Source organism: Streptomyces sp. NPDC002306 (genome assembly GCF_053593435.1).
Genome location: NZ_JBSFCK010000004.1, coordinates 170184 through 194070 on the forward strand (window position 1 = coordinate 170184; position 23887 = coordinate 194070).

18 protein-coding genes are annotated in these 23887 nt (G+C 72.4%); 4 read left to right on the forward strand and 14 right to left on the reverse strand.

The genetic code is table 11. The annotated features are described in order from the left end of the window. Positions 1 to 108 precede the first annotated feature (108 nt). A complete protein-coding gene (locus ACWCQK_RS10950) occupies positions 109 to 1284 on the forward strand; it encodes a HupE/UreJ family protein (protein ID WP_451154218.1) in 1176 nt (391 codons plus the stop codon). Here ACWCQK_RS10950 and ACWCQK_RS10955 read toward each other — a convergent pair. From ACWCQK_RS10955 to ACWCQK_RS10995, 9 genes are all read right to left on the reverse strand, one after another. Beyond that, positions 1189 to 2235 (reverse strand): RNA polymerase sigma factor, encoded by a 1047-nt coding sequence (locus tag ACWCQK_RS10955; RefSeq protein WP_451154220.1) that lies wholly within the window; start codon positions 2233 to 2235, stop codon positions 1189 to 1191. The genes ACWCQK_RS10950 and ACWCQK_RS10955 overlap by 96 nt on opposite strands. Before the next feature lie 4 nt (positions 2236 to 2239). Then, positions 2240 to 3637, reverse strand: a complete 1398-nt coding sequence (locus tag ACWCQK_RS10960) for a carotenoid oxygenase family protein (RefSeq protein WP_451154222.1) — start codon at positions 3635 to 3637, stop codon at positions 2240 to 2242. Positions 3638 to 3743: 106 nt separating this feature from the next. Continuing rightward, positions 3744 to 4316 (reverse strand): hypothetical protein, encoded by a 573-nt coding sequence (locus tag ACWCQK_RS10965; protein ID WP_451154224.1) that lies wholly within the window; start codon positions 4314 to 4316, stop codon positions 3744 to 3746. A gap of 242 nt (positions 4317 to 4558) precedes the next feature. Next, positions 4559 to 5407, reverse strand: a complete 849-nt coding sequence (locus ACWCQK_RS10970) for an alpha/beta fold hydrolase (RefSeq protein WP_451154226.1) — start codon at positions 5405 to 5407, stop codon at positions 4559 to 4561. Between the two features lie 82 nt (positions 5408 to 5489). Then, on the reverse strand, positions 5490 to 6188 hold the full coding sequence (locus ACWCQK_RS10975) for an alpha/beta fold hydrolase (protein ID WP_451154228.1): 699 nt from the start codon (positions 6186 to 6188) through the stop codon (positions 5490 to 5492). Between the two features lie 168 nt (positions 6189 to 6356). After that, complete coding sequence (locus ACWCQK_RS10980) at positions 6357 to 9155, reverse strand: AAA family ATPase (protein WP_451154230.1); 2799 nt, start codon at positions 9153 to 9155, stop codon at positions 6357 to 6359. A 276-nt stretch (positions 9156 to 9431) separates the two neighbouring features. Further along, on the reverse strand, positions 9432 to 10328 hold the full coding sequence (locus tag ACWCQK_RS10985) for an alpha/beta fold hydrolase (RefSeq protein WP_451154232.1): 897 nt from the start codon (positions 10326 to 10328) through the stop codon (positions 9432 to 9434). A gap of 118 nt (positions 10329 to 10446) precedes the next feature. Beyond that, the gene (locus tag ACWCQK_RS10990) at positions 10447 to 11418 is read right to left on the reverse strand and encodes an RNA polymerase sigma factor (RefSeq protein ID WP_451154234.1); all 972 of its coding nucleotides are present in this window, start codon (positions 11416 to 11418) and stop codon (positions 10447 to 10449) included. Between the two features lie 111 nt (positions 11419 to 11529). Beyond that, complete coding sequence (locus tag ACWCQK_RS10995; protein ID WP_451154236.1) at positions 11530 to 12882, reverse strand: penicillin-binding transpeptidase domain-containing protein; 1353 nt, start codon at positions 12880 to 12882, stop codon at positions 11530 to 11532. 137 nt (positions 12883 to 13019) lie between these two features. Between ACWCQK_RS10995 and ACWCQK_RS11000 the strand changes: the two genes are divergently transcribed. Continuing rightward, positions 13020 to 13733 carry a hypothetical protein gene (locus ACWCQK_RS11000; protein ID WP_451154238.1) on the forward strand — a complete coding sequence of 238 codons (714 nt, stop codon included), beginning with the start codon at positions 13020 to 13022 and terminating at the stop codon, positions 13731 to 13733. A 49-nt stretch (positions 13734 to 13782) separates the two neighbouring features. Here the strand turns inward: ACWCQK_RS11000 and ACWCQK_RS11005 are convergent, their stop codons facing one another. From ACWCQK_RS11005 to ACWCQK_RS11015, 3 genes are all read right to left on the reverse strand, one after another. Beyond that, positions 13783 to 16584 carry a SpoIIE family protein phosphatase gene (locus ACWCQK_RS11005; RefSeq protein WP_451154240.1) on the reverse strand — a complete coding sequence of 934 codons (2802 nt, stop codon included), beginning with the start codon at positions 16582 to 16584 and terminating at the stop codon, positions 13783 to 13785. A 143-nt stretch (positions 16585 to 16727) separates the two neighbouring features. Then, positions 16728 to 17036 carry a hypothetical protein gene (locus ACWCQK_RS11010; protein ID WP_451154242.1) on the reverse strand — a complete coding sequence of 103 codons (309 nt, stop codon included), beginning with the start codon at positions 17034 to 17036 and terminating at the stop codon, positions 16728 to 16730. A gap of 352 nt (positions 17037 to 17388) precedes the next feature. After that, a complete protein-coding gene (locus ACWCQK_RS11015) occupies positions 17389 to 18996 on the reverse strand; it encodes a beta-N-acetylhexosaminidase (protein WP_451154244.1) in 1608 nt (535 codons plus the stop codon). Between the two features lie 388 nt (positions 18997 to 19384). Here ACWCQK_RS11015 and nhaA point away from each other — a divergent pair, with 388 nt between their 5' ends. Beyond that, positions 19385 to 21280 (forward strand): Na+/H+ antiporter NhaA, encoded by a 1896-nt coding sequence (gene nhaA, locus ACWCQK_RS11020; RefSeq protein WP_451154246.1) that lies wholly within the window; start codon positions 19385 to 19387, stop codon positions 21278 to 21280. Between the two features lie 168 nt (positions 21281 to 21448). Here the strand turns inward: nhaA and ACWCQK_RS11025 are convergent, their stop codons facing one another. Beyond that, on the reverse strand, positions 21449 to 22147 hold the full coding sequence (locus ACWCQK_RS11025; RefSeq protein WP_451154248.1) for an SDR family oxidoreductase: 699 nt from the start codon (positions 22145 to 22147) through the stop codon (positions 21449 to 21451). A 181-nt stretch (positions 22148 to 22328) separates the two neighbouring features. Here ACWCQK_RS11025 and ACWCQK_RS11030 point away from each other — a divergent pair, with 181 nt between their 5' ends. Continuing rightward, entirely contained in the window at positions 22329 to 23081 is a 753-nt protein-coding gene (locus tag ACWCQK_RS11030; protein WP_451154250.1) for a hypothetical protein, read from the forward strand. A gap of 123 nt (positions 23082 to 23204) precedes the next feature. On the opposite strand, the gene ACWCQK_RS11035 is transcribed toward ACWCQK_RS11030, so the two are convergent. Then, complete coding sequence (locus tag ACWCQK_RS11035; RefSeq protein WP_451154252.1) at positions 23205 to 23441, reverse strand: hypothetical protein; 237 nt, start codon at positions 23439 to 23441, stop codon at positions 23205 to 23207. Positions 23442 to 23887 lie beyond the last annotated feature (446 nt).

A 23887-nucleotide genomic window follows, 5' to 3' on the forward strand; every position in this document is an offset into this window, starting at 1 on the left:
GTCGCCCGGACCCGACCGGTCCCGGGCGGCGGGCCGTGCCCTCCGTCCCCTCCCTGATCACGGCGCCCGTCACAGCCGTGGCCGTCAGACAGGAGAACCGAGCCCGTCATGCGTCCCTGCGTCACTCCCACTCCCCCGCTCCGGTCGGGCCGGCCGCGCGGCGCCCTGCTCACCGTCCTCGCCGCCCTGGCCGCGCTGTTCGGCGTCGCCCTGGCCGGGGCGGCCCCGGCCGCCGCGCATGACGCCACCTCCGACGCCTACGTCGAGGTCACCGGCAGCTCGGCCCGGCCCGTGGCCACCCTCGACCTCGAGTACGACCTGCTGATGAAGTCGGCCTGGCTGTACGCCGAGGCGTACGACGCGAAGGGCCGCGCCGAGCAACTGCGTCAGCTCCGGCTCAACGCGGACGCGGTGTCCGCGTACACCACCCGGCACTTCGCCGTCGTCCGCGACGACACCGCCTGCGCCGCCCGCGCCGAGGGCGACGCGGACGTCCGCACCCGAGGCAAGCGCCCGTACGCCGTGATCACCCTCGCCTACACCTGCCCGGCGGGCACCGACGGACCGGTCACCGTCAGCAGCGCGCTGTTCCCCGACGTCGAGAACTTCGTCCACAGCACGAGGACGATCGTGCACTACGACATCGACGGTCAGCGGGGCTCCCAGATCCTCACCCCCGCCGACCCCTCCGTGACCGCCGTCGCGGCCACCGGCCAGGAGACCCACCAGGTGTGGGAGTTCTTCCTGCTGGGCACCGAACACCTGCTGTTCGGCCTGGACCACATCCTGTTCCTGCTGTCGCTGCTCATCGGCGCCCGTGGCCTGCGCGACATCGTGCTCACCGCGACCACGTTCACCGCGGCGCACAGCATCACGTTCCTGCTGGCCGCGTGCGGCGTCGTCGAGGTGCCCGGCGCGGTCGTGGAGCCGGTGATCGCCGCGTCCATCGCCGTCGTCGCGGTGGCGGGCTTCCTGCTGCGCGACCGTGAGGACAACGCGCGCTGGCGGCTGCCCACCGTCTTCGTGTTCGGCCTCGTCCACGGCCTGGGCTTCGCGGGATCACTGGGCATCCACGAAAGCTGGTCGGGTGAACTGCTGTTGTCCCTGCTCAGCTTCAACGTCGGTATCGAAGCGGTGCAGTTGGGCATCATCGCCGTCGTGTTTCCGCTGCTGGTCATGGTGCGCAGGTCACCGGTGCACCGATGGGTCCTGCCCGCGCTGACGCTGCCCATCGTCCTCGTCAGCCTCTACTGGCTCTGGGACCGGGTGGCCGTCAGCGCCTGAGCGCCGCGGGCCGGCGGGCGGCGGCTCCGGAAAGAGCAGCCGCAGCCTTCGGACCCTTCTGTTCTCCCGGAACATGAGCCAGACGAGGGTCGGCGGGCAGGGGTCGACGGAGTCGGGTGGATTGGTGACGTTCATCTCCCAGAGGGTGATGTCACGGCTGGCCACCACGTGCCGCAGCCGCTGGCGCACTCCGGCCTCCAGGGTCTGTCGCATGACCGGGACGGGATGGGTGCGTTCCCCCAGCGTGGCGAGCCTGCCCACCAGTTCGGTCTCCGCCGGCCACAGCTCGGATATCTCCTCCGGCAGAAAGCCGTGCTTCCACGCCTCCAGCGTCGCCACCGCCTCCTGCGTACTCTCCTCGGTGAGCACGGAGGCGTCGTCGTGCGTCTGCGTGGCGGTCGCCAGCAGCGCCCGCGCCATGCGTCCCTTGGCCTGGTTGAGCCGGCTCCGCACCGTGCCGACCGGGATGTCGCAGGCGGCGGCGATCTCCTGGTAGGAGGTCATGCCGCTGAAGTGCCGCAGCAGCACCACCAGCCGGAGCCGCGGCGGCAGTTCCTCCACCGCGTACCAGATCCAGTCCCGCATCGCGTGCCGCTCGACGACCTCCTCCGGGTGCGAGAGCCCACGGTCGTGCGGGTGCGGGTGGTCGAGGCCGTCCAGTCCCGGTGTCTCCCGGGTGGCGCGCAGACGCATGCGCGCGGCGTTGCGGACGATCGCCCGTAGCCACGCCCCCACGGCCGCCGGATCCCGTACGTCTGCGATGCGCCGCAGCGCGGTGAGCGCGGCATCCTGCATCGCGTCCTCCGCGTCGGGGCCGTAGCCCAGCAGGCTCATCGCCACCGCGCGCATCGGCGCCTGGTGCCGGGCCAGCAACAGCCCGAGGGCGCCGGACTCGCCGGCCTGCGCCCTGCGGGTGAGTTCCTCATCCGTGGGTGGGTCGAGGGGCACCATGAACTCAACGCCTCCGTGCGGACGGGTCGTTCGACGTGTGCTGTGCGGTGTCGGGCAGCCAGCTTCCGTGAAAGCCGGCCGGGACGGGGTGGGGCAGTTCTACCACCGCCTGGACGGAGAGCTCCATGGCGTCGAGAACGAGCAGTTCCCCGGCGGCGCCCTCGTCGTTCGAGACGAGCGACAGGAGCCAGCCCTCGTCCTCGCCGGTGGCGTCCGCCGCCGGGACGAAGACGGCCTCGCCCGCGTACCGGTCGCCGGGCGTCTCGTGGACACGATCGGCGTGCCGGGTGAGGTCGTGTTTGGTGATGCCGTCACCGGAGACGGTGTACAGGTAGCGGTGCGCACTCCCGGTACGGGTCTCGTTGTGCGTGGGGAACTCCGCCGGGCGGTCGTCCAGCCCGGACTCGGTGACCCGGCCGTCGACCGGGTCCAGGATCCAGCGGTGCAGCACGGCGGGCGACCGGGAAAGATCCGGCTCCGGCACACCGGCCGGACCGCTCGGTCCCATGGGTCCGCCGATGCCCGCCCAGGCCTGCCGGAAGCCCGCGCGGTCGTAGCGCACCGCGTCCAGCACGATGTGTCCCCGGGCGTCCTCGTAGGCGTTGCCGACGTGGAAGACGTAGCAGGGGTCGATGTCGTACCACCGCACGTAAGTGCTGCCGGGCGTACGGGACATGACTCCGAGCCGCGCGCCGTACTCCTCGTCCCACCGGTAGGGCATGCCGCCGTGTCCGGCGAGGTCGAAGTCGAGGACGACCGGCAGGTCCATCCAGACGATGTGGTGCTCGGTGATCGCGAAGTCGTGCATCATCGTCGGTCCCGGGACGTCGACGGCCCTGCTGTCGAGCAGTCGTCCGTCCGCGGTGACCCGGTGGTAGGTGAGGTAGGGCGGGGCGAACGCGGTCCCGAACAGGTGCAGTTCGCCGGTGACGGGGTCCGTCTTCGGGTGGGCGGTCATCGCGGTGGTCAGCCGCCCGCCGAAGTCGTACGGTCCGACGGTCTCCAGGGAGGGCGTGACCCAGTAGGGAAGACCGGCCTCGCACAGGGCGAGCACGGTGTCCGCGTGCCGGATCACATGGGTGTTGGCGGGCGTCGCGGTCAGATCGATGGTGAAGTCGTCGCGGATGAAGGGATGTCCCTCCAGTTCGCGGGTGCGGATCCACCGGTTGCGGTACCACTCGGCGCGCCCGTCGCGCAGCCTGAGCCCGTGGAGCATGCCGGGGCCGGTGAACCAGTGCCCCTTGTCCTCGCCGGGCAGCGGGTTGGGGCCGTTGCGCAGATACCGGCCGTCCAGGTCGGGAGGCAGGGAGCCGCGCACGGTGAGATCGGCCGCGCTGTGCTCCTCGGGGACCGGGGCGAAACGGCCCCGGAGATAGTGGGGAAGAGCTGTCCGGTCGGTCATGCTGCCTTCCTTGTCGAACGCCTGAGGCGATCGCGTGCGGCGGGTTGCCGCCTCGCGCGAGGCCGGAACGTGGCCGCCGCACGGGTCGCGCGCCGGCCGAGGCCGGTCAGGGAGACGTCGTGGCCGGCGCCTGGGCCAGGAGGCGGGCCTGGGCACGCGCGGGGTGGACCTTCGTGAAGACGGCGGGACCGACGAGGCCGGCGACATGGGCGGCGATGCCCACCCAGGCCGGGGCGTCCAGCGCGCCGCACACGGCCAGGCTGACGCCGATGAAGGTGAAACCGGCACCCCAGGCGATGGTGATGTGGTTGTTGACCTGGATGAACTCCGGCATGTCCCAGTACTCGCGAGGCGTCTGGCGCCGGGCGATGCCCAGGGTGAAGGGACGCCGGATCGCCAGGGTTCCCCAGGCGGTGGCTGCCAGCCAGGCGAAGGAGACGACGTCGGTGTGGTCCGCCAGTGCCGAGTCCGGCTCGACGGCGGCGACGGCACCGACCACGACGAAGTACAGGACGGTGCTGATCTCCAGGATCAACGCGTCCAGGCCGACCCCGCGACGACGGTCCTGCGACAGGAGCAGCAGCCCGGTGACGAGTCCACCCAGCGCGCCCCAGCGCCAGTCGAAGGACGAGACGACCCCGGAGACGATCCAGGGGATGAAGCCGCGCAGATAACCCATTGAGTGTTCCTCGGTGCATGAGGTGGATGAATCGGACGGCCGGGCGGTCGCGGAAAGACGTCCTTCCGCGGCCGCTCGGTGACGGACACCCACTAGATGCGGGACGCGGGCCGAAGTTCGACGATCGACGTGTGGCGCGCGTCACATGTCTTTCCGCGGACAGCGGGACCGGCCGGAACGGGGGTTCCGTTCCGGCCGGCCGGGGGATGCGGTCGGGGGGATCAGCGTCCCCGGTCGTGACGTCAACCGGTGGCGGCCGCGGCCTCCTCGATCGTCTTCGTGACGACGCCCGGGTGGCTGATCATGACGACGTGGGACGCTCCCGGCACCTCGACGACACGCGCGTGCGCCCGCTGGTACTCGAACCGCTCCAGGGCCGGCGGGATCGACTTGTCGGCACCGGCGACCACGCCCCAGGAGGGGATGGTGTGCCAGGCGGCCGCGGTGGTCACGTCGGTGAAGGAGGAGGCGCTGAACGGCCGCTGCTCGGCCGCCATCAGCCTGGTCTCCTTCTGCGGCAGGTCGGCGGCGAAGACCGCGCGCAGCCGGTCGGCCTGGAGATACAGGTCCGTTCCGGTACTGCCGTCGGCGTTGGTGAACGGCACCTGGTTCAGGGCGGCCTGGATCTCGCTGCCCGGGTAGCGCTGGATGAGGTCGCCCAGTCGCTCACCGGTGTCGGGGACGAACGCGGCGACGTAGACCAGGGCCTTGACGTTCGGGTTCCCGGCCGCGGCGTTGGTGATCACGGCGCCGCCGTAGGAGTGGCCGACGAGGACGATCGGGCCCTTGACCGACTTCAGGACGCTGGAGATGTAGGGGGCGTCGGTGGGCAGGCCGCGCAGCGGGTTGGCCGGGGCGATGACCGGGAAGCCGTGCTTCTGCAGCCCCTTGATCACCCCGTTCCAGTTGGAGGCGTCGGCGAAGCCGCCGTGGACCAGGACGACGGTGGGCTTGACCGCCGGCGTGCTGTGACCGCGGGCTTCGGTCGCCGACGCCGCGGGGGTCAGGGTGGTGAGGGCCGCGGCGCCGGCCAGCGCTGCCGCCGCGGCGGCACCGAGGACGTAGGCCCGGCGTCTGCGTGTGAACTTCATACGGTGCTCCTGTACGGGGGTGGTCGGCGGGTGCCCCGGGCCGACGGACCGTGTTCCGGTGGGCCGGTTCGGGGCGGCACGGTCAGGCGCGGGCGCGGGCGGCCTGCCTGATCACGTCGGCGACGGCGGCGGGCTGCGAGACGTAGACGGAGTGGCTGCCCGGCACTTCGGCCGTCCGGGCTCCGATCCGCTCGGCCATGGCGCGCTGGGCCGACGGCGGGATCATGCGGTCGTCGGCGGCGACCAGGTACCAGGCCGGCTTGGTCCGCCAAGCCGGCTGCGACACCGTGCCGTTGAGGGCCTCCACGCCCCAGGGCACCTGCGAGTCGGCCATGAACTCGGCCTGAGCGCGGGGAAGGTCACCGGCGAAGGAGTCCGCGAACCTGTCGCGGTCCAGGAACAGGAAACCCTGGTTCGGCGGCAGGATCGGCGGCACCGGAGCTCCCGGCGGCGGGTCGGCGATCAGAGTGCTCACCGACTCCCCCTTGTCGGGGGCGAACGCGGCGACGTACACCAGCGACGTCACCTTGTCGTGGTTTCCCGCCTCGGTGATCACGGCACCGCCGTAGGAGTGGCCGACCAGGGTCACCGGACCCGACAGCCCGTCGATCACCTGACGCGTGGCGGCCACGTCGCCCTCCAGCGACAGCGTGGGGTGCTGCACGACGGTCACGTCGTGGCCGTCGGCCTTGAGGGCGTCGTAGACACCCTGCCAGCCGGAGCCGTCCACGAATCCTCCGTGGACCAGCACGACAGTTCCGCTCGGTACGTTGTCGTTCATCATTCCTCCAGCGCTCTTCGGACCCGAACGCGTGGCCCGTGCCGAGAACACTAGGAATGCGGCGGAATTCACCGCTTCCGTCATGTGACGTAGTCCTGTGACGTAGTCCCGCACGGCCGTCGGACAGCCGTTGGACAACCGTCGGACGGCCGCCCCACGGCCGTCGGTTCACCGCTGGTGCAGCTGGGCCAGCGCGTCGCGCAAGGCGGCCCGGGAGGTCACGCCCAACTTGGGGAACAGCTGGTAGAGGTGAGTGGAGACGGTCCGCGGGGACAGGAACAGCTTCTCGGCGATCTGTTTGTTGGACAGACCACCGGCGGCCAGGCCCGCGATCTCCCGCTGCTGCGGGGTGAGTTCGGCCGCCTCGGCCGGGGACGCTCCGCGCCGGGGGCTGCCGCAGGCACGCAGTTCCAGGCTCGCCCGTTCGGCCCAGGGGGCCGCGCCGAGCCGCCGGAAGACCTCCGTCGCGGCGCCCAGGTGCGGGCGCGCCCTCGCCGGGGCCTTGCCGCGCCGAAGCCACTCGCCGCGGTACAAGCGGATCCGCGCGAGGTCGAAGGGCCACCGCTCGGCCCCCTCCACGGCGAGCGCCTCGTGGAAGGCCCGGTCGTCGTCCTCCGCCAGCGCCACGCAGGCGTGCAGCAGCATCCGCAGTCGCGGGGAGACGGCGTCCAGGCCGGCCTCGCGGGCCGCGGCGACATGGGCGAGCGCGGCCTCGCGCCGCCCTGTCCGTACGGCCGCGTCCACGAGGTCCAGGACCGTCCACAGCGCGTGCGGGCCGAACCTCGGCAGCGTCCCGGCCGGTGCCACGAACGTCGCCTGCCGATAGGCCTCTTCGAAGTCGCCGCTCCCCAGCGCGGACAGAGCCCTGGCGTGAGCGGCGTAGACACGCACGGCGTTGACGCGCCGGGGTCCGGCCCACTGATCCATCTGGTCGGTCAGCGCCCGGGTCACCGCGTGGTCGCCGCTCGCCGCGGCCACGCAGGCCAGCAGGTACTTCCCCGACCAGCCGAACAGGGGGTACTGGTACTGGTCGCACAGGTCGAGCCCTTCCCGGGTGACCTGTCGCAGATCCGCCCACTGCCCGGTCAGCCAGGCGTGGTTGCCCAGCAGGAACAGAGCCTGGATGGCCGGGGTGACGGTCTCGCCCCGGCGCCCTCGGGCCACGACGCGATGCAACCCTTCCACACAGCCCCCCAGGCGGTCCACGTACGCCCCGGCCAGGGCCACCCGGACGATGTGCAGCGGATCCGACGCGAGCGCCAGATCCGCGACGGCCGTGTCGAGCCTCGCCAGTTCGGAGGCGCTCGCCCGCGCGGGATCGCCCGACGTGGCGCGTGTCGTCGCCAACAGGTCAGGCGCGAGCGTGTACTTGGCGACCGTCGCGTCGAACTGCGACCACAGGTCGGGCCGACCGCCGAAGAAGCACATCTGGAGCAGGGTGTGCAGCGCCTCCGTCAGGGTGGAGTCGGCGGGATCGTACGGTTCGGGCTGGAGGGCGATGGCGCCGCACAGCAGGCTGGAGGCGGTGTCGATGTCCCCGGAGCCGTTGAGCAGGTACGCCGACCCGGCCATCGCCGTGGGCAACGACCCCTGCCCGGGCGCCGAACGGCGGGCGTCGTCCAGGAGGCGCGGCACATCACGCAGGTCTCCGGTGACGTTCGCGCCGGTGTACGCCGCCTGGGCGAGCCGGCGCGCCCGGTCGGGATCCGCGGGGCTCAGCTCGGCGGCGCGCAGCAGCGCCGCCACCGCGGCGGGGCCGTCGCCACGGCGCCCGATCACCGCGGCCACCCGTTCCAGTAGCGCGGCGACCCGCTCGTCGGGCGTGTCGACGGCCTGGGCCAGATGCCAGGCCTGCCGTTCCGCGACTCCCTCCCAGGCGTCGGCCAGCGCACGGTGGGCGCTGCGACGCTGGTCGCCGGTCGACAGTTCCATCACCGCCGAACGCGTCAGTGAGTGCCGGAACCTCAGACCGGACGGGTCGTCGACGCGGATGAGCTGGGCACGCTCGGCGGGCCCGAGGTGCTTGAGGTCGCATCGCCCGGCGGTGGCGCGCCGCAGTGCCTGGAGGTCGCCGGTGCCGTCCAGGGCGGCCAGCAGCAACAGGTAGCGCGTGGCCGCGGGCAGGCCCGTGACACGGGAGGCGAACGCCGTTTGCAGTCTGCGGCTGAGCGGCAGCCGCTCGGGCAGGGCCTCGGCGGCCGCGCGCTGCGAGTCGCTGAGCGCGACCGGCAGCTCCAGCAGCGCCAGCGGGTTGCCCTGCGCCTCGGCCATCAGGCGCCGCCGCACCCGTGGCGCGAGCGCCGGGAAGCGGTGCACCAGCAGATCCTCGGACGCCGCCGCGTCGAGGGGGCGCACGTCGTGGACGGGGAGTCCGCTGTGGTCGAAGTAGCTCCGCGCGCCCGGCCGGGCCGCGCACAGCATGCCCACGCCGCTGCCGGACAGCCGGCGTGCGACGCTGCCCAGGACCATGGCGCTGGCCGGATCCAGCCATTCGACGTCGTCCACGACGATCAACGTGGGCCGGTGGCGCGCGAGTCGGCTGACCACGGACAGCGCGGCGTCGGCGACCGTCTCGTGCGCGGGTGCCGGGCCGTCCGCACGCTCCAGGACCACGGCGAGGGTGGCGCCCAGGTCGATCGACGGGTGCTGGGCGGCAGCCGCGAGCAGCAGCTGACCGAGACCGCTGTAACTCAGCCGCGCCTTGTACTCCACGCCGGCGGTGGGCAGGACGTACATGCCGAGGTCCTCGGCCCGGGAGGCGGCAAAGGTCAGCAGCGCGGTCTTGCCGACGCCGGGTTCCCCCAGGAGCAGCAGGGGGCCGCCGGCCCGCGCCAGGCGTGCCAGGAACAGGCCGATCCGGTCCAGCTCCGCCTGCCGGCTGACCAGCGGCTCCGGCTCCGGGCTTTCACGCACCTGGGGGTCGGCCCGCCCTTCCGACTGGATGTCGTCATCCCTGCCGTGACGCATGACGCGTACCCTTCCGCCCCCGCGGTTGCCGCTGCCCCCTCACGCGCGTGCCGTGGACCGGAGCCGCAGGCTCGCCACCGGGCCGCGGCCGGACGTGGAACCGGCCGACGGCCACGATGTCGGTCTCCTCTGTCGTCATTCCGACTCCCTGGAAGATCAATGGACGGCGGCCTCCGCGGCGGGCCGCGACTCCCGCGACTCCCCGCGACGGTGGACTCCTCCGGCGGCTGCGGAGGGCTACGGCGGCGGAGGTGCTACGGCGGCTGACTGCGCCGGTCAGGCGTGTCCGGTGGCCACGAAGGAGGCGACCTCGGCGGCGAAGCGCTCGGGCTCCTCCAGGTGGCCGAAGTGTCCGCTGTCCTCCAGGATCAGCAACCGCGAGGCGGGTATCAGCCGGTGGAGTTCCTCGGCCCAGCGCACCCCGCAGATGACGTCATGGCGTCCGGCCACGACCAGCGCCGGCACGGTCAGTGTGGCCAGCGGCTCACGGTCGTCGATCAGGTCGGGTGCGCCGTCCTCGTCCAGCCCCGAGATGTAGGTCGCCCGCAGGGAGTCCTGGAGCGGGGCCCAGCGGCCCGCGTCGGCCCAGTAGTGGGCGACGTAGGCCGGCACGATGGCTCGGGCCACCGTCACCATGGCCTCGTCGTCCGCGATGGCCGGGATCGCGGCGAACGCCTCCAGCACGGCGGGCAGTTCGGGGTGACCCGCGTGCCGGGTGGCGAACTCCCGCACCGCCTCCATCGCCTCAGCCGCGTGCTCGGGCCCGGTGACCGGCGCGCTGTCGTACAGGACGATCCCGGCGATCTGGTCGGGACGGTGCAGCGCGTGGTACTGGGCGACGAAACCGCCGTGAGAGTGGCCCAGCAGATACACCCGGGACACCGGGAGGTGGTCGATCAGGGCGGCCAGATGCCGGCTGTAACGCGCCCTGGTGTAGCCGTGGGGGTGGGTGACCAGCCGGTCCGAGCCGCCGGTGCCGACCGGCTCGACGTAGACCATGGTCAGGAACTTCTCCAACGCCGGTGCGCGCAGGTACTCCCACGCGATGCCGGGGCCGCCCGGGTGCGCCACGCACACCGGTCCGGTGCCGTGGACGTGGTAGCGCAGGGTGCTGCCCTCGACTTCGAGGGTGTGGACGCCGTGGGCCGGCCGCCCGTCGACAGGTGGAACCATCGGTACTCCCGCTCTTGAAGGTGTTTCGACGACACCGACAAGATGCGGAGGCGGGGCGGAAGTTCGATCCGGCGTGCGTGACGTGGGCCACATCCGCGAAGGATGCGGGTGGCCCGGGTCAGCCGGCCGGAGGCTCCGGCACGCGGTGGTGCTTCAGCGGGACCGGGTGGAACAGCCGGAGTTCGGCCACGCGGCCGTCCCTGAGGGCCAGGATCCACGCCACCGCGGGCGGGCAGTGGTCCGGGGCGTCAGCGGGGTTGACGATGTCCATCTCCCATACGGCGAGGGATCGTCCGGCGACGACGTGCACCGGCCGTTGACGTACCCCGGCCGCCATGTCGTCGGCCATCGCGCGCTCCAGCAGCGCGCCGCCTCCCACCCGTGCGCGGCCGTTCATCAAGGCGACGTCGGGGGACCAGCGTCGGGCGAGAACCGTGCCGAACCGTCCGGCCTCGGCGGCGGCCAGCGTGTCGCGGGCCTCCTCCCAACTCGTCGCGGTGCGGCCGCGGGTATCGCTGTGCGCTCCGTCGGCCGTACCGGCCAGGGCTTCGACGAGCTTGGCCCGGGCCTGACTCAGCCGGCTGCGGACCGTCCCCACCGGCACCCCGCACACATCGGCGATACGCTCGTACGCGGTGACGCCCTCGGTGAAGTGACGCAGCACCAGCGGCAGTCGCAAGGCGGGCGGCAGCGCCTCCACGGCCTCCCACACCCAGTCCCGCATCGCGTGGCGCTCCAGCAACCGCTCCGGCCCGGCGTCGACGTCCGGCAGCGGGGGCGCGGCGCGGGGCTCCACCTGCCGGGACTCGCGCAGCAGGCTCCGGCACCGGTTGCGCACGATCATCCGCAGCCAGGGGCCGACCGCCTGCGGATCGCGTACGTCCGCGATCCGGGACAGCGCGACGAGCGCCGCGTCCTGCATCACGTCGTCCGCGTCCGGGCCGGGGCCCAGAATGCTCACGGCCACGGCCCGCATGCCCGCCCGGTGCCGCTCCAGCAACAGTTCCAGCGCGGGGACATGACCGGCCTGGGCGGCCCGGGTGAGCGTCACGTCCTCGACGGCCGCGTCCGCTCCCCTGTGCCCGGCCATGTCCGCCTCCCGTTCGCGTCCCCTCCTCACGGTAGCGGGCCGACCGACCGCACCAGGACCCGGGCCGACTCCGGGCAACGCCTTCGCGCGGGCGGCGCCCGTGCGTGAGCGTCAGGACACGCTCGCGAGGATCCGTTCGGCGACCTGGGCCGCCTCCTCACCCTCACCGGCGGATGAGGCGAGACCGCCGACGCGGACGGCCACGGCGATCCGTCGTCCGGCACCCCGATCGGTGTACCCGATGAACCAGGCGGCGGCCGAGCCACCCCGGCCGTCCGTGATCCCGGCCGCCCGTCCGCCGGTCCCGCTGTCCTTCGCGGGGTCGAGGACCGACCGCAGTGCGTCCGCCGTACGGCGGGACATCACCTGCCCGGCGGGGCCCGCGGCGGCGCCGGGCTGCCGGGTACCGCCGACGGCCTTCGTCACATGTGACACCAGCGACGGGTTCAGCAACCGCCCCCCGTTGACGACGGATGCCGCAACCCGTGCCATCTGAAGGGGAGTTGCCGCGACCTCACCCGCACCGATCCCCGACAGCGCCGTCTGGGAGGCCGTCGACCCCGCCGCGGGATAGGTACTCTCGGAGACCCGCAGGGGCACCGCCAACGCGTCGTCGTCGAAGCCGAACTCCTCCGCCGTGGAACGAAGTCGGTCCGCGCCCAGGTCGGCGGCCATCTTGGTGAACACGTTGTCGCAGGAACGGCGCAGAGCCACCCTGATCGACGCGTTCTCGCACTGCGGGGACGCGCCCGTCACCCGCGTCCGAGTGAGGGGGAGCACGTAGCCGAGCGGGCTGCTCGTGGCCTCGTCCACCGTCGAGTAGAGCCCCTGCTCCAGGGCCGCGGCCGCGACGACGACGCTGAAGGTGGCACCCGGGGCCTCGGCCTGCCGCAACGCCCGGTCGAGCATGGGCGTGTCCGTGTCACCGTTGGCCGTCTTCCACGCCCGTACGTCCTCGGGTCCCCGTCCGCTGAACGCCGCCGGATCGTACGAGGGTGTGCTGACCACCGCGAGGAGCCTGCCCGACTCCGCGTCGAGGGCCACCGCCGCACCCCGCCGGTCGCCCAGCGCGTCGAACGCGGCCTTCTGGGCGGCGGGGTCGATCGTCGTCACGACGTCACCCGACGCGCCGCCGGCGGCCAGGACGTCGTCGTACAGGGCCTCCAGTCCGGTCCGGCCGTACAGCATCGACCGGTATCCGGTGACCGGAGCGTAGAGGCTTCCGTCGGAATAGGTGCGCCGGTACGGGACCTTGCTGTCGCCCGTGGGCCTGGAACCCGTGACGGCCTTCCCGCCGACGAGGATGTCACCCAGCCCGCGGTGCGCCGACGACGGGGACCGCGACCCGGCCGACGGCTTGTCGGCGGAGCCGGGGTGCGAGTCCTCGCCGCACCCGGTCGCCAGAACGGCCAGCGCGGCGAGAACGCCCGAGACCCGAAGTGCCCCTGTGATGGTGGCGTGCATGCCGGTCAGCCTAGACAACACGGCGCGGCCGGCTGGGCGATGTTCGCTTTCCGGCCCATTCCCGCCTCTTTCGCGCCTCGTTCGTGCCAGGGTTGGCGCAGCGCGCCTCGGGTGGGGCGGCGGGGGGTGGGGTGCTCATGGACGAATTCCTGCAAGGCGTCCCCCAGCCCGAGGACTTGTGGAAGTTCGTCCTCAACGCCCTCTTCGGCCCGGGCATCGCGCTGGCCGCGTATCTCCTCTACGTTCTCGTGACCGCGTGGCTGGGCACCCTCAGGTCCACCGTCGCGCTGGCGCGCTGGCTGGGCGGCGTGGCACGTGACGCGCGCGTGCGGCTGGTGGAGATGTCCGCGACCCAGATCACCGCCGCGCTGGGCCTGTCGGCCCTGTTGGCGCTCGTGCTGTGCGGCTGGCTCGTCGGCGTGCTCGTCATCGGCAACCTGATCTCCTTCGCCTACCGGCAGTCCGGACACGACTTCCTGGAACTGCAGACGCGGGACGCGGCCTCGCTCGTCGACTGGTTGCAGTGGAACACGTTCACCAAGGCCTACCTGATCGCGGCCCTGGCCGTGCTGCTGATCGCCGTCGTCAGCCGCGGGGCCCCGAACACGCGCTTCCTGGCCTTCCTGATCGGCATTCCGACGATGCCCTGGGGGTTCTCGATCGCCGTGCTCACGGTGTTCGAGGTCATCCTGGGCGGCTTCGCCTGGCTGGGGACGGGCACCTACTCGGCCGGGGAGGGGTTCGCCTGGCATCTGGTCTTCGCCACGATCATCGCCGCGTACCTCGGCACCTGTGTCGTCGCCCTGCGCGCGGGCCGGGCCCTGGGCCGGCTGTGGCTCGCCCGCGAGTGACCCCCGGCGGGCGAACGGCGGGGTGGCGCGTGGGCCCTGCCCGAGCGGGTCATGGGGCGTCGTCGTCGCTCCACTGGTCCAGTAGGGAGTCGGTCGTGTCGTCGCCTGGCTCCGCGGTGGTCTCGTCGTGGAGGGCCTGCTCGGTCCAGATCACCTTGCCGCGCGGGGTGTATCGGGTCCCCCAGCGCTGCGCGAACCGGGCGACGAGGTACAGCCCGCGGCCGCCCTCGTCGGTGGCCGCGGCGCGCCGCAGATGGGGCGATGTGCTGCTGGCGTCGGAGACTTCGCAGATCAGGGTCCGGTCGTAGAGCAGTCGGACGGTGATCGGCGCCGCGCCGTAGCGGACGGCGTTGGTGGCGAGTTCGGAGAGGATCAGCTCGGTGGCGTAGGCGATGTCGTCCAGACCCCACTCCCGCAGCCGCCGTCGGCAGGCGGCGCGGACCGGTGCCACCGCCGCCGGGTCGGGGTCGAGCCGCCAGCGGGCGATCCGGTCCCGCTCCAGCAGCCGGGTGCGGGCCACCAGCACGGCGACGTCGTCCCGTGGGACGGCGGGAAGCACGGCGTCACAGACGGCTTGGCAGGTCCGCTCCGGATGACCGGCGAGCGCGTCGCGCAGGAGCGCGAGGCCGACGTCGACGTCCCGGCCGCGGTCCTTGATCAGCCCGTCGGTGTACAGCACCAGCAGGCTCCCCTCGGCCAGTCGCAGTTCTGCCGTCTCGAAGGGTTCCCCGCCGCCCAGGCCGAGCGGCGGGGAGGCGGGCACCTCGGGGAACCGCACCGTGCCGTCGGGGCGGACCAGGACCAGCCCCGGATGACCGGCCCGCGCCACGGTGACCTGTCCGGAGGCGGGGTCGTAGATGGCGTAGAGGCAGGTGGTTCCGGTGACGCCGTGGCCGTCGTCGCCGCCCGCCTCCTCCGAGTCGATACGGATGACGAGCTCGTCCAGATGGGCCATGAGGTCGTCGGGGGCCAGGTCGAGGGCCGAGAAGTTGTGCACGGCGGTACGCAGCCGGCCCATCGTCGCCGCCGCGTGCAGACCGTGTCCGACGACGTCCCCGACCACCAGCGCCACCCGCGCTCCGGGCAGCGGGATGACGTCGAACCAGTCGCCGCCCACGTCGTCGGACTCGGCGGGCAGATACCGGTGGGCGACCTCCAGGCCACTGGGCGTGGGCAGGGAGTCGGGCAGGAGGCTGCGCTGCAACGTCACGGCCATGGCGTGCTCGCGGGTGTACCGGCGGGCGTTGTCGATGGCGACCGCGGCCCGCGTGGCCATCTCCTCGGCCAGGGCGAGGTCGTCGTCCTGGAAGGGCTCGGGATTTCCGGAGCGCCAGAAGCCCGCCATGCCCAGGACCACGCCACGCGCGCGCAGCGGGACCGTGATGAGCGAGTGGATGCCGTGGTCGACGATGCTCCGGATGCTCTCGGTGTCCCGGGGGCCGTAGCCGGGGATGTAGCCGGGCATGGGGGCGACGCGCAGGTCGGGATCGATCACCCCGCGTCCCGCGGTCAGGTCCGCCACCCGGGACGCCGGTGGCGCGAAGGCGACGCGTTCCCCCACCGGAGTGAACGGAGCGTCCGCGCGGACCCCGGCGGTGGCGACCCGGCGGAGCGAGCGCTCGGTACCGGTCGGTTCGTCGCCGCGCAGTACCGCCTCGGCGACGTCGACGGTCACGTAGTCGGTGAACCTCGGCACCGCCGCTTCGGCCAGCTCCTCGGCCGTCCGGGTCACGTCCAAGGTGGTACCGATGGCGATACCGGCGTCGTACAGCACTCTCAGGTGTTCCCGCGCCGCCTCCGCGCGGCCCGACAGCACCCGCAGCTCGGTCGAGTCCCGCAGGGTCACGACGCTGCCGGAGGCGCCCCCGTACCGCTCCAGGGGTCGCTGGTTGACCGCCAGCACCCGGTCCCCGGACAGATGCACCTCGTCGGTCGCCTCACGCCCCGAGGCCAGCAGCTCGGCGACCGACGGCGCGAGGTCCAGTTCGTCCACCCGGAGCCCCTGCGTGCGCGCGGTCAGTTCCAGCAGCCGCCGCGCCTCCTCGTTGATCAGGAGCAGCCGGTGGTCCGCGTCGAGGATGACGACGCCCTCCTTCGCGGCCCGCAGGACCGCGTCGTGGTGTTTGTACAGCCGGGTGATCTCGGTCGGTCCGAGGCCGTGGGTCTGGCGCAGCAGGCGTCTGCCGACCAGCACCGCGCCGATCGTGCTGACGGCCACGGCGGCGGCCGTGACGCCCAGCAGGACCGGCAACTGCCGCATCGCGTCGGCGCTGATGCTTGTCACCCGGACGCCGACCGCGACCCCGCCGATCACCGAACCGTCGGTGTCCTTGACGGGGATGAAGGTGCGGATCGCGGTGGAGGAGCCGCCCTCCTGCCACCCCGTGATCGTGCGCCCGGTGCGCAACGCCTCCAGGTCCTCCTCGAAGGGGATGCGGAGGCCGATCTTGCTCGGATCCGGGTGGGCGTACCTGATCCCGTCCTTGCCGACCACGACGACGAAGTCGAGATCCGCGGCCTTTCTGACCGCCTCGGCCTGCGGTTGCAGCACCGACGCCGGATCGGGCGACTTCAGGCCGGCCACGACGCCCGGGGCGCGGACGATCCCCTCCGCGACGGCGAAGGAGCGGTCGGTCGCGGAGCGGGTGGCCTCACGCTGGACCGTCAGCACCAGCAGGACCACGGCCACGACGGCCAGCAGCAGCACCATGGCGACCTGAAGCATGAACATCTGGCCGACCACGCTGCGTACGCTCAGCAGCGACCGCAGGCCGCGCCGCTCACCGCCCGGGAACTCATCCGAGTGCTGAGCGCCGACCGAGGGCCTCGACCGGCGAGGCAATCGCACCATTCACCCTTTTTACCCTCTTTTGCGCTATTGCTCGCCGGGTCGCGTCGCTGTCGCCTCGACGGGGAGGCACTCCGGGCGTGCCGGGGAGAGCGCCGGCGCCCTCGGACGAAGCCGGGCAGGGACGGCCATCCGTCCGGGACCCGTCAGGCTCCGCGCGTCGGCGCCAGGACCTCGGCGACAGCCGTGGACAGCGACCTGGGCGGCCGTCCGAGCATCTTCCGCAGGTCGCCGGTCTGCCGTTCCGGCGCGCCCGCGCGCACCTCCTCCTCCAGCCGGCCCCGCGCGCCCGCCGCCCGCTCGCCTCGCTCGGCCACCTCGACCGGGCGGCCGGAGACCCGGCCCACGGCGTCGGCCAGGTCGGCGAAGGTCCACCGGTGTCCGGTGAAGTCGTAGGCCCGGCTGGTGTGTTCGATGCCGGCGAGGACGGCGGCCGCGGCAGTCCGGAGCCTCAAGTGGACGAACGCCTCCGTGCGCCTCCGTGCGCCTCCGTGCGGAAAGGATGGCGCAGCACGGTGTGCGGCAGACCGGTGTCCCGCAGCGCGCGCCCGGTCAGGTGACGGGCCGCGGCGACGCCGTCGGAGCGGACGTCCCCTCCGAGGAAGCTCGCGTGGCCGACCCGGCCGACACCCGCGCCTCGCGGCCGCGGCGCGCCGAGGCGACGACCCCCCTTCGCGCGCGGAGGGGGGTCGACACGGGGGCTGTGGAATGTGGCTCTCCACAGCCCCCGCGCTGTCCCGATGGGCGTTCCTCACGCCCTCCGCCGCCGGGGCTCCGCCGCTCGCCCGGCCCCGTCGGCTCCCTCGGTCACGAGGACCAGGGGACCTGGGGTGAGCGGTAGTAGGTGATGCCCAGCGCGTCCCACCGGGGTGCCTGTGCCGCGAGCCGGACCTTGTACGTGTCCCAGTCGTGGGTCGCGGCGGAGGACCAGCCCAGTTCGGCCACGCCCGGCAGTCGCGGGAAGACCATCACGTCGATGTCGGCGTCGCTGACGAGGGTCTCGGTCCACAGGGGTGCTTCGACACCCCTGACGGCCGAGGCCGGCGCCCCCGCGAGGTAGTGGGCGGGATCCCAGTCGTAGGACCGCCGGACCTCCACCAGACCGGCCCAGTCCTGCCCGAGCGGGGTGTCCTCGGTGTACTTCATGTCGAGGTAGGTCCGGTCGGCGGGCGAGAGCACCAGACCGGTCCCGTTCCGCGCGGCTCGGACGACCTGCGCCTTCTCGGCGGGGTCGGTGTCGTCGAGCCCCCAGTACTGGGCCAGCGCACCCCTGGCGGGTGTCGCCCCGGTCACCTGGTGCCAACCGACCACCGTCTTGCCGTACTTGGCGACGATGGGCTGCACGCGGTCCATGAAGGTCACGTAGTCCTCATGGCTGGTGGAGTGCGCCTCGTCGCCGCCGATGTGGAGATACCTGCCCGGGGTGATCGCGGCGAGCTCGCGGATCACGTCGTCCACGAAGTCGTAGGTGGCTTCCTTCCCGACGCACAGCGAACTGAAGCCGACGTCGGTGCCGGTGTAGAGCGGGGGCGCGACGCCGTCGCAGTTCAGTTCGGCGTACGAGGCGAGCGCCGCGTTGGTGTGGCCCGGCATGTCGATCTCCGGGACGACCTCCAGATAGCGCGAGGCGGCGTACCGGACGATGTCCTTGTACTGCGCCTTGGTGTAGTAGCCACCGGCGCCGCCACCGACCGCCGTCGAACCGCCGTAGGTCGTCAGCCGCGGCCAGGAGGCGATGGCGATGCGCCAGCCCTGGTCGTCGGAGAGGTGCAGGTGCAGTGTGTTGACCTTGTACAGCGCCAGGTTGTCGATGTAGCGCTTGACCTGGTCCACGGAGAAGAAGTGACGGGAGACGTCGAGCATGGCGCTGCGGTAGGCATAGCGCGGGGCGTCCTTGACGGTGCCGCCCGCGACCAGCCAGGGCCCGGGCTGCACGCTCCGCTTCTCGACGGTGGCGGGCAGGAGCTGACGCAGGGTCTGCACACCGTGGAAGAGGCCGGCGGACGCCCTGGCCGTGATGGTGACGCCGTGTCGCCCGCTGTCGAGGCGGTACCCCTCGTCGCCGAGGCTCTTGTCGCGGGAGCCGAGGCGCAGCCGGATGGTCTCGCCTCCGGCGCGTGAGCTGACCGGCAGCCGGTACCCGGTCGAGGGTCGCAGGATTCCGGCCAGATACGCCCCGATCCGCTCGGATCCGCGGTCCACCTGGATACGCGTCCCGGAGGTGATCCGGAACGGGGAGCCGGCCGGGGCCACCGAGGCCGGAGCCGGGACCACCCGGCCGAGCGGGGTCGGGCCGTTCACCGCGGCTGCCGGAGCCGCCCCGCCCGCCGGAGCCGCCCCACTGACGGATACGCCGACGGCGGCGACCAGCAACAGCGAACCGAGCAGCCGGGTCGTTCTGTGACGCTGTCTCACTAGCGGTCCCTCCCGCGAGATGTGACGGACCTTCCCTATGGGACCGGCTGGACTCCCACCCGTCAATAGGTATAGACCATCTCCCCTCGACAGCCCCGCCTTCCGTGCCGCCCACGAGACCGCCCTCCACGCTCGCCCACGAGACCGTCCACCGCGTCGCCGGACGCGTCACGCTGTGATCACGGAGCGGCCCCACGCGACTGCGACGACGTGGAACGAACGTGCATTCGAGTTCAAATGGCCTGCGCCCTCCGGGGCGGTTACCTTGATCGGTGGATCACCGGTGTTCCGGGACGGGCAAGGATGTCGCGATGCGTCCCCTTCGCATCCGCGCCGGGTCCCGACCACGCCGGTCCGGCCGCAGGCACGCGAGCGGGAGGAACAGAGGATGAGCATGCCGCCGCCGGCGCCCCGGATCAACGGGCAGACAGAGTGCGGCCCGGCCCTGCGCACCCCCCTGCGTGACTTCCTCCGGACGGAGACCGGCAGCGCCTCCGTGCTGCTCACCGCCACGCTCCTCGCGCTGGCCTGGGCGAACATCGCTCCTGGTGCCTACGAGGAGTTCTGGGAGACGCGGCTCTCCGTCCGCCTCGGTACGAGCGAGATGTCGCTGGGTCTGCGCGAGTGGGTGAACAGCGGCCTGATGGCCCTGTTCTTCTTCGTCGTCGGGCTCGAGGCACGACGCGAATTCGACATGGGGGAACTGCGCGAGCGCAGAAGAGTCACCCTGCCGGTGATCGCCGGACTGGCCGGCATGGTCGTTCCGGTCCTCATCTACCTGGCCTTCACCGCGGGGAGCCCCGCGGCGCGCGGCTGGGGCGTGGCCATGTCGACCGACACGGCCTTCGCGCTCGGGATGCTGGCGCTGCTCGGCGGACGGCTGCCCGCGGGGCTGCGGGTCTTCATCCTCACGGTCTCCGTCGTCGACGACTTCGTGGCCCTGGTCGTCATCGCCGTCGCCTACAGCGGCCCCATCGACTGGCCCTTCCTGGGCACGGCCGTCGCCCTGTTCGCCGTCATCCTCGGGCTACGGGCCGCGCGACTGCGGCGGAGCGTGGTGTACGCGGTGATGGGCGCCGCGACCTGGGTGACCGTGGAGGCGTCCGGCGTCGACCCCGTCGTCGTCGGACTCGCCATGGGGCTGCTGACCTACGCGTACCCGGCCAGTCGCAGCGACCTGGAGCGCGCCAGCGGGCTGTTCCGGCTGTTCCGCGAGCAGCCGACACCCGAGCTGGAACGGTCGGTGCGCGCCGGACTCGCCTCGGCGCTCTCGCCGAACGAGCGGCTCCAGCGGATGTTCCACCCGTGGACCAGCTATGTGATCGTGCCGGTGTTCGCCCTCGCCAACGCCGGGATCACCATCAGGGGCGGCCAGTTGGCCGACGCGTTCACCTCCCCGATCACCCTGGGGATCCTGCTCGGGTACGTGCTGGGCAAGCCCGTCGGCATCGTCAGTGTCTCGTGGCTGGTCTCCCGTCTCAGCCGCGGGCGCCTGCGGCCGGCGGTCGGCTGGGGCGCGACCACCGCCGGAGGCGCCATCGCGGGGGTCGGCTTCACCGTCTCCCTGCTGATCGCGACCCTCGCCTTCTCCGGCGAACAGCTCACCCAGGCCAAGATCGGTGTGCTGAGCGCGGTCGTCTGCGCCTTCGCCCTGACCTGGCTGGTCACCTGGGTCGTCGGGCACCTCCCGGGACAGGCGCGCACCCGCGCCCTGCTCGGCACCGGGGCGACCATCGTCGACCTGGTCCCACCGGTCGACGTCCACCGCGACCATGTCCGGGGCCCCCAGGACGCGCCGGTCACGGTCGTGGAGTTCGCCGACTTCGAATGCCCCTACTGCGGTCAGGCGGAATCCATCATCCGTGAGCTGCTCGCCGACTTCGGCGATGTCCGTTACGTCTGGCGCCATCTCCCCCTCGACGACGTGCACCCGCACGCCCGCCTCGCAGCCGAGGCGGCCGAGGCGGCCGCCGAACAGGGCGCGTTCTGGGAGATGCACGATCTCCTGCTCGACCATCAGGGCGCGCTCCGAGCGACCGACCTGGTGCGGTACGCCCAGCGACTCGGCCTCGACACCGACCGCTTCCACCGGGCGATGCGCACGCACGCGGCGGCCGCGCGGGTCGCCGAGGACGTCGAGTCCGCCGACCTGAGCGCGGTCTCGGGTACGCCGACGTTCTTCGTCAACGGGCGCCGCCACCACGGCGCGTACGACATCGACAGTCTGACCTCCGCCGTGCACGCGGCGAAGGAGCGCGCCCGGATGGACAGCACGGCCCCCTGAGCACCGCCGGCCCGGTACGCGCCGCGCGGGCCCGGGCACCCGAGCGCGCCGTAGCACCGGGCGGGTCGGGCACCCGAGCCCCGACCCGCTGTGCGGGCGGGGCGCACGACACGAGCGGCGTAGCACCGTGCGGGACAGTCACCGACCGGGCTGTCACCGACCGGGCTGTCACCGATCGGCGTACAGAGTCTCCAGGTCGCCCGAGAGCGCGGCGCGGACCCGGCGGGTGCCCTCGTCGACCAGCACCTCTGGTTCGTCGGCGAGCAGCGCGGCCATGGTCTGCTCGGCCACGTCGGCCGCGAGGACCTTCGGCGAGTCGATGCCCACCGTCAGATCGGTGTCGACGTAGCCGGCGTGCACACCGACCACCAGCGTGCCCTGCTCGCGCAGCGCCAGCCGGAAGGCGTTCGTCAGTGACCACTGGGCGGACTTGGAGGCCGCGTAGCTCGGAAGCCCCCTGTTCGTCACCCACGAGGCCACGGACAGCATGGTGACCAGCGCTCCGCCGCCGTTGGCGGCCAGGACGGGCGCGAACGCCCGTGAGACGGCCCAGGTGCCGAAATAGTTGACCTCCATCTCGCGCCTGGCACCGTCGAACGACCCCTCGAGGAGGGACGGACCACCGGCGACCCCGGCGTTGTTGACGACGATGCTGACATCACCGGCGGCGGCCGCGGCCGCGGCGACCTGCTCCTCGTCGGTGACGTCCAGGCGCAGCGCGACGAGCCCCGAGTCCCGGATCGTCTCCGGATCCCGGACACCGGCGTACACCTTGACGGCGCCGTGATCGAGCAGCGCCTGCGCGAAGGCCAGCCCGATGCCGCGGTTGGCACCGGTGACCAGGGCTACCGAACCTTTGATGTCCATGATCATCCTCCTGGCGAACGGGTCTGAAGGCCCCCACCCTCCGAAGTGAGGCCCTGGTCAGTGGCTGATCAACCGGCCGCCCGGGCGGACCGCGGGGCTCCCTCCGCCCTCCTGCTCGCCAGGGTGGGGATCGGCTCTACGATCACCCGGACACACACGGGCACGGTCGAAGGGGAGCGTCATGATTTCCGAACCCGAGATGGTGGGGGAGTTCGGCGCGATGACAACCCGCGAGATCGTGGGCGATTGGGAGCGGGAGCCCGTCGGCCGGCACCGGCCGGGAAGGCCGTGGCTGTGGGCGCTCGGCGGGATGGTGACCGCGTCGGCCCTCTGGGCGGCCGCGGTCTTCCTCTACGGGCTGGGTGACCGTACGCCGGACACCCGGGGGTACCGGCTCGCGCAGGACCTCTGTCCGTCGGTGCAACTGCCGGCGATCGGGTCGGCGATCTCGCCGAGGGAGTCCGCCGACATGAACGATTCGGGGCTGGTGAGTCACCCTGCCCTCGATCAGGTCCAGTGCTTCATACCCCTTCGGTCGCGGCCCGGGGCCGAGCGCTCCGGGACCGGCTCGTTCCTGAACTACACGGTCGGCATCACGGTGGCACTGCACAGGAAGACCGACCCCGGGCCGGAGTTCGAGGCGCGGCTACGGGTCACCGACCTCGGCGTCGTCCCGGAGGACAACGTCAGAGCCGTTCCCCACCTCGGCGACAAGGCCTACCTGATCACCCGGGACCTCGGGAACGCGGAGCTACGCGTCCTGGACGGCGCAGCGGTGCTCTCACTGACCCTCTCCGCCTACCGCTACTACGACAGCGAGGACTCCGCCGCCCAGGCCGATGACGGGCAGGACGTCCCCGATGTGTCCCCGTACCAGCAGGCCATGATCAAGGACATGCGCGCTCTGATGACCGACCTTCAGACAGTGGGATAGCGGACCGCACCACCTCGACCGACGACGACAAGGGAGGGCCGGTCCGGGGCACTGGGCCCACGAACCGACCCCAGGTGCGACTCACTGACGGAGTCGCCTGATTTCCCTCACCCCGGTCGGGGATCAGGTGCTACGGTCACCGACCGCCGCCACCCCCGCCGCCGCCGTGGCCGCCGCCACCGCCGCCGCCATGACCGCCACCGCCGCCGCCGTGACCGCCACCGCCGCCGCCGTGGCCGCCACCGCCGCCACCGTGACCGCCACCACCGTGACCGCCACCACCGTGGCCGCCGCCACCGTGATCGCCGCCGCCGCCGTGGCCGCCACCGCCGTGGCCGCCGCCGCCGTAGCCGTAGTCATTGTCCCAGTCGGATCCTCCACGGTCGTGGTGGTAGCTGCTGCTGTAGCTGTAGTTGCTGGACGGACTCGCCGAAGCGGTGCCCGCTGCGCCGATCGCGGCACCACCAGCCATGAGAAGGCCGGCGGCGGACATCGCGAAGACGCGCCTCGCGCGTTGTGATCGCATGGGGAAGTACCTCTCATCGTCTCTCGCTGCATCGAACGGATGCGCGAGGCGGACGGCGCCACCGCAAACGGAAAGGCGTACAGCGGCGTCTTGGCCCGCCGCGACGCGCTCGGACGTACGCCCCTGACGGCCGAATCTCTCAGGCCCAGGCGCAAGGTCTAGCGGATGGACGCTGACCGGGTCCCGCGTGGTCGTGGAATCTGGTCGACCGGCGTACCGCGCGTCGCGGCTTTCACTCGAAAAGCCTAATCCCGCACCCGCCACTCGTCACCTTGAGCGA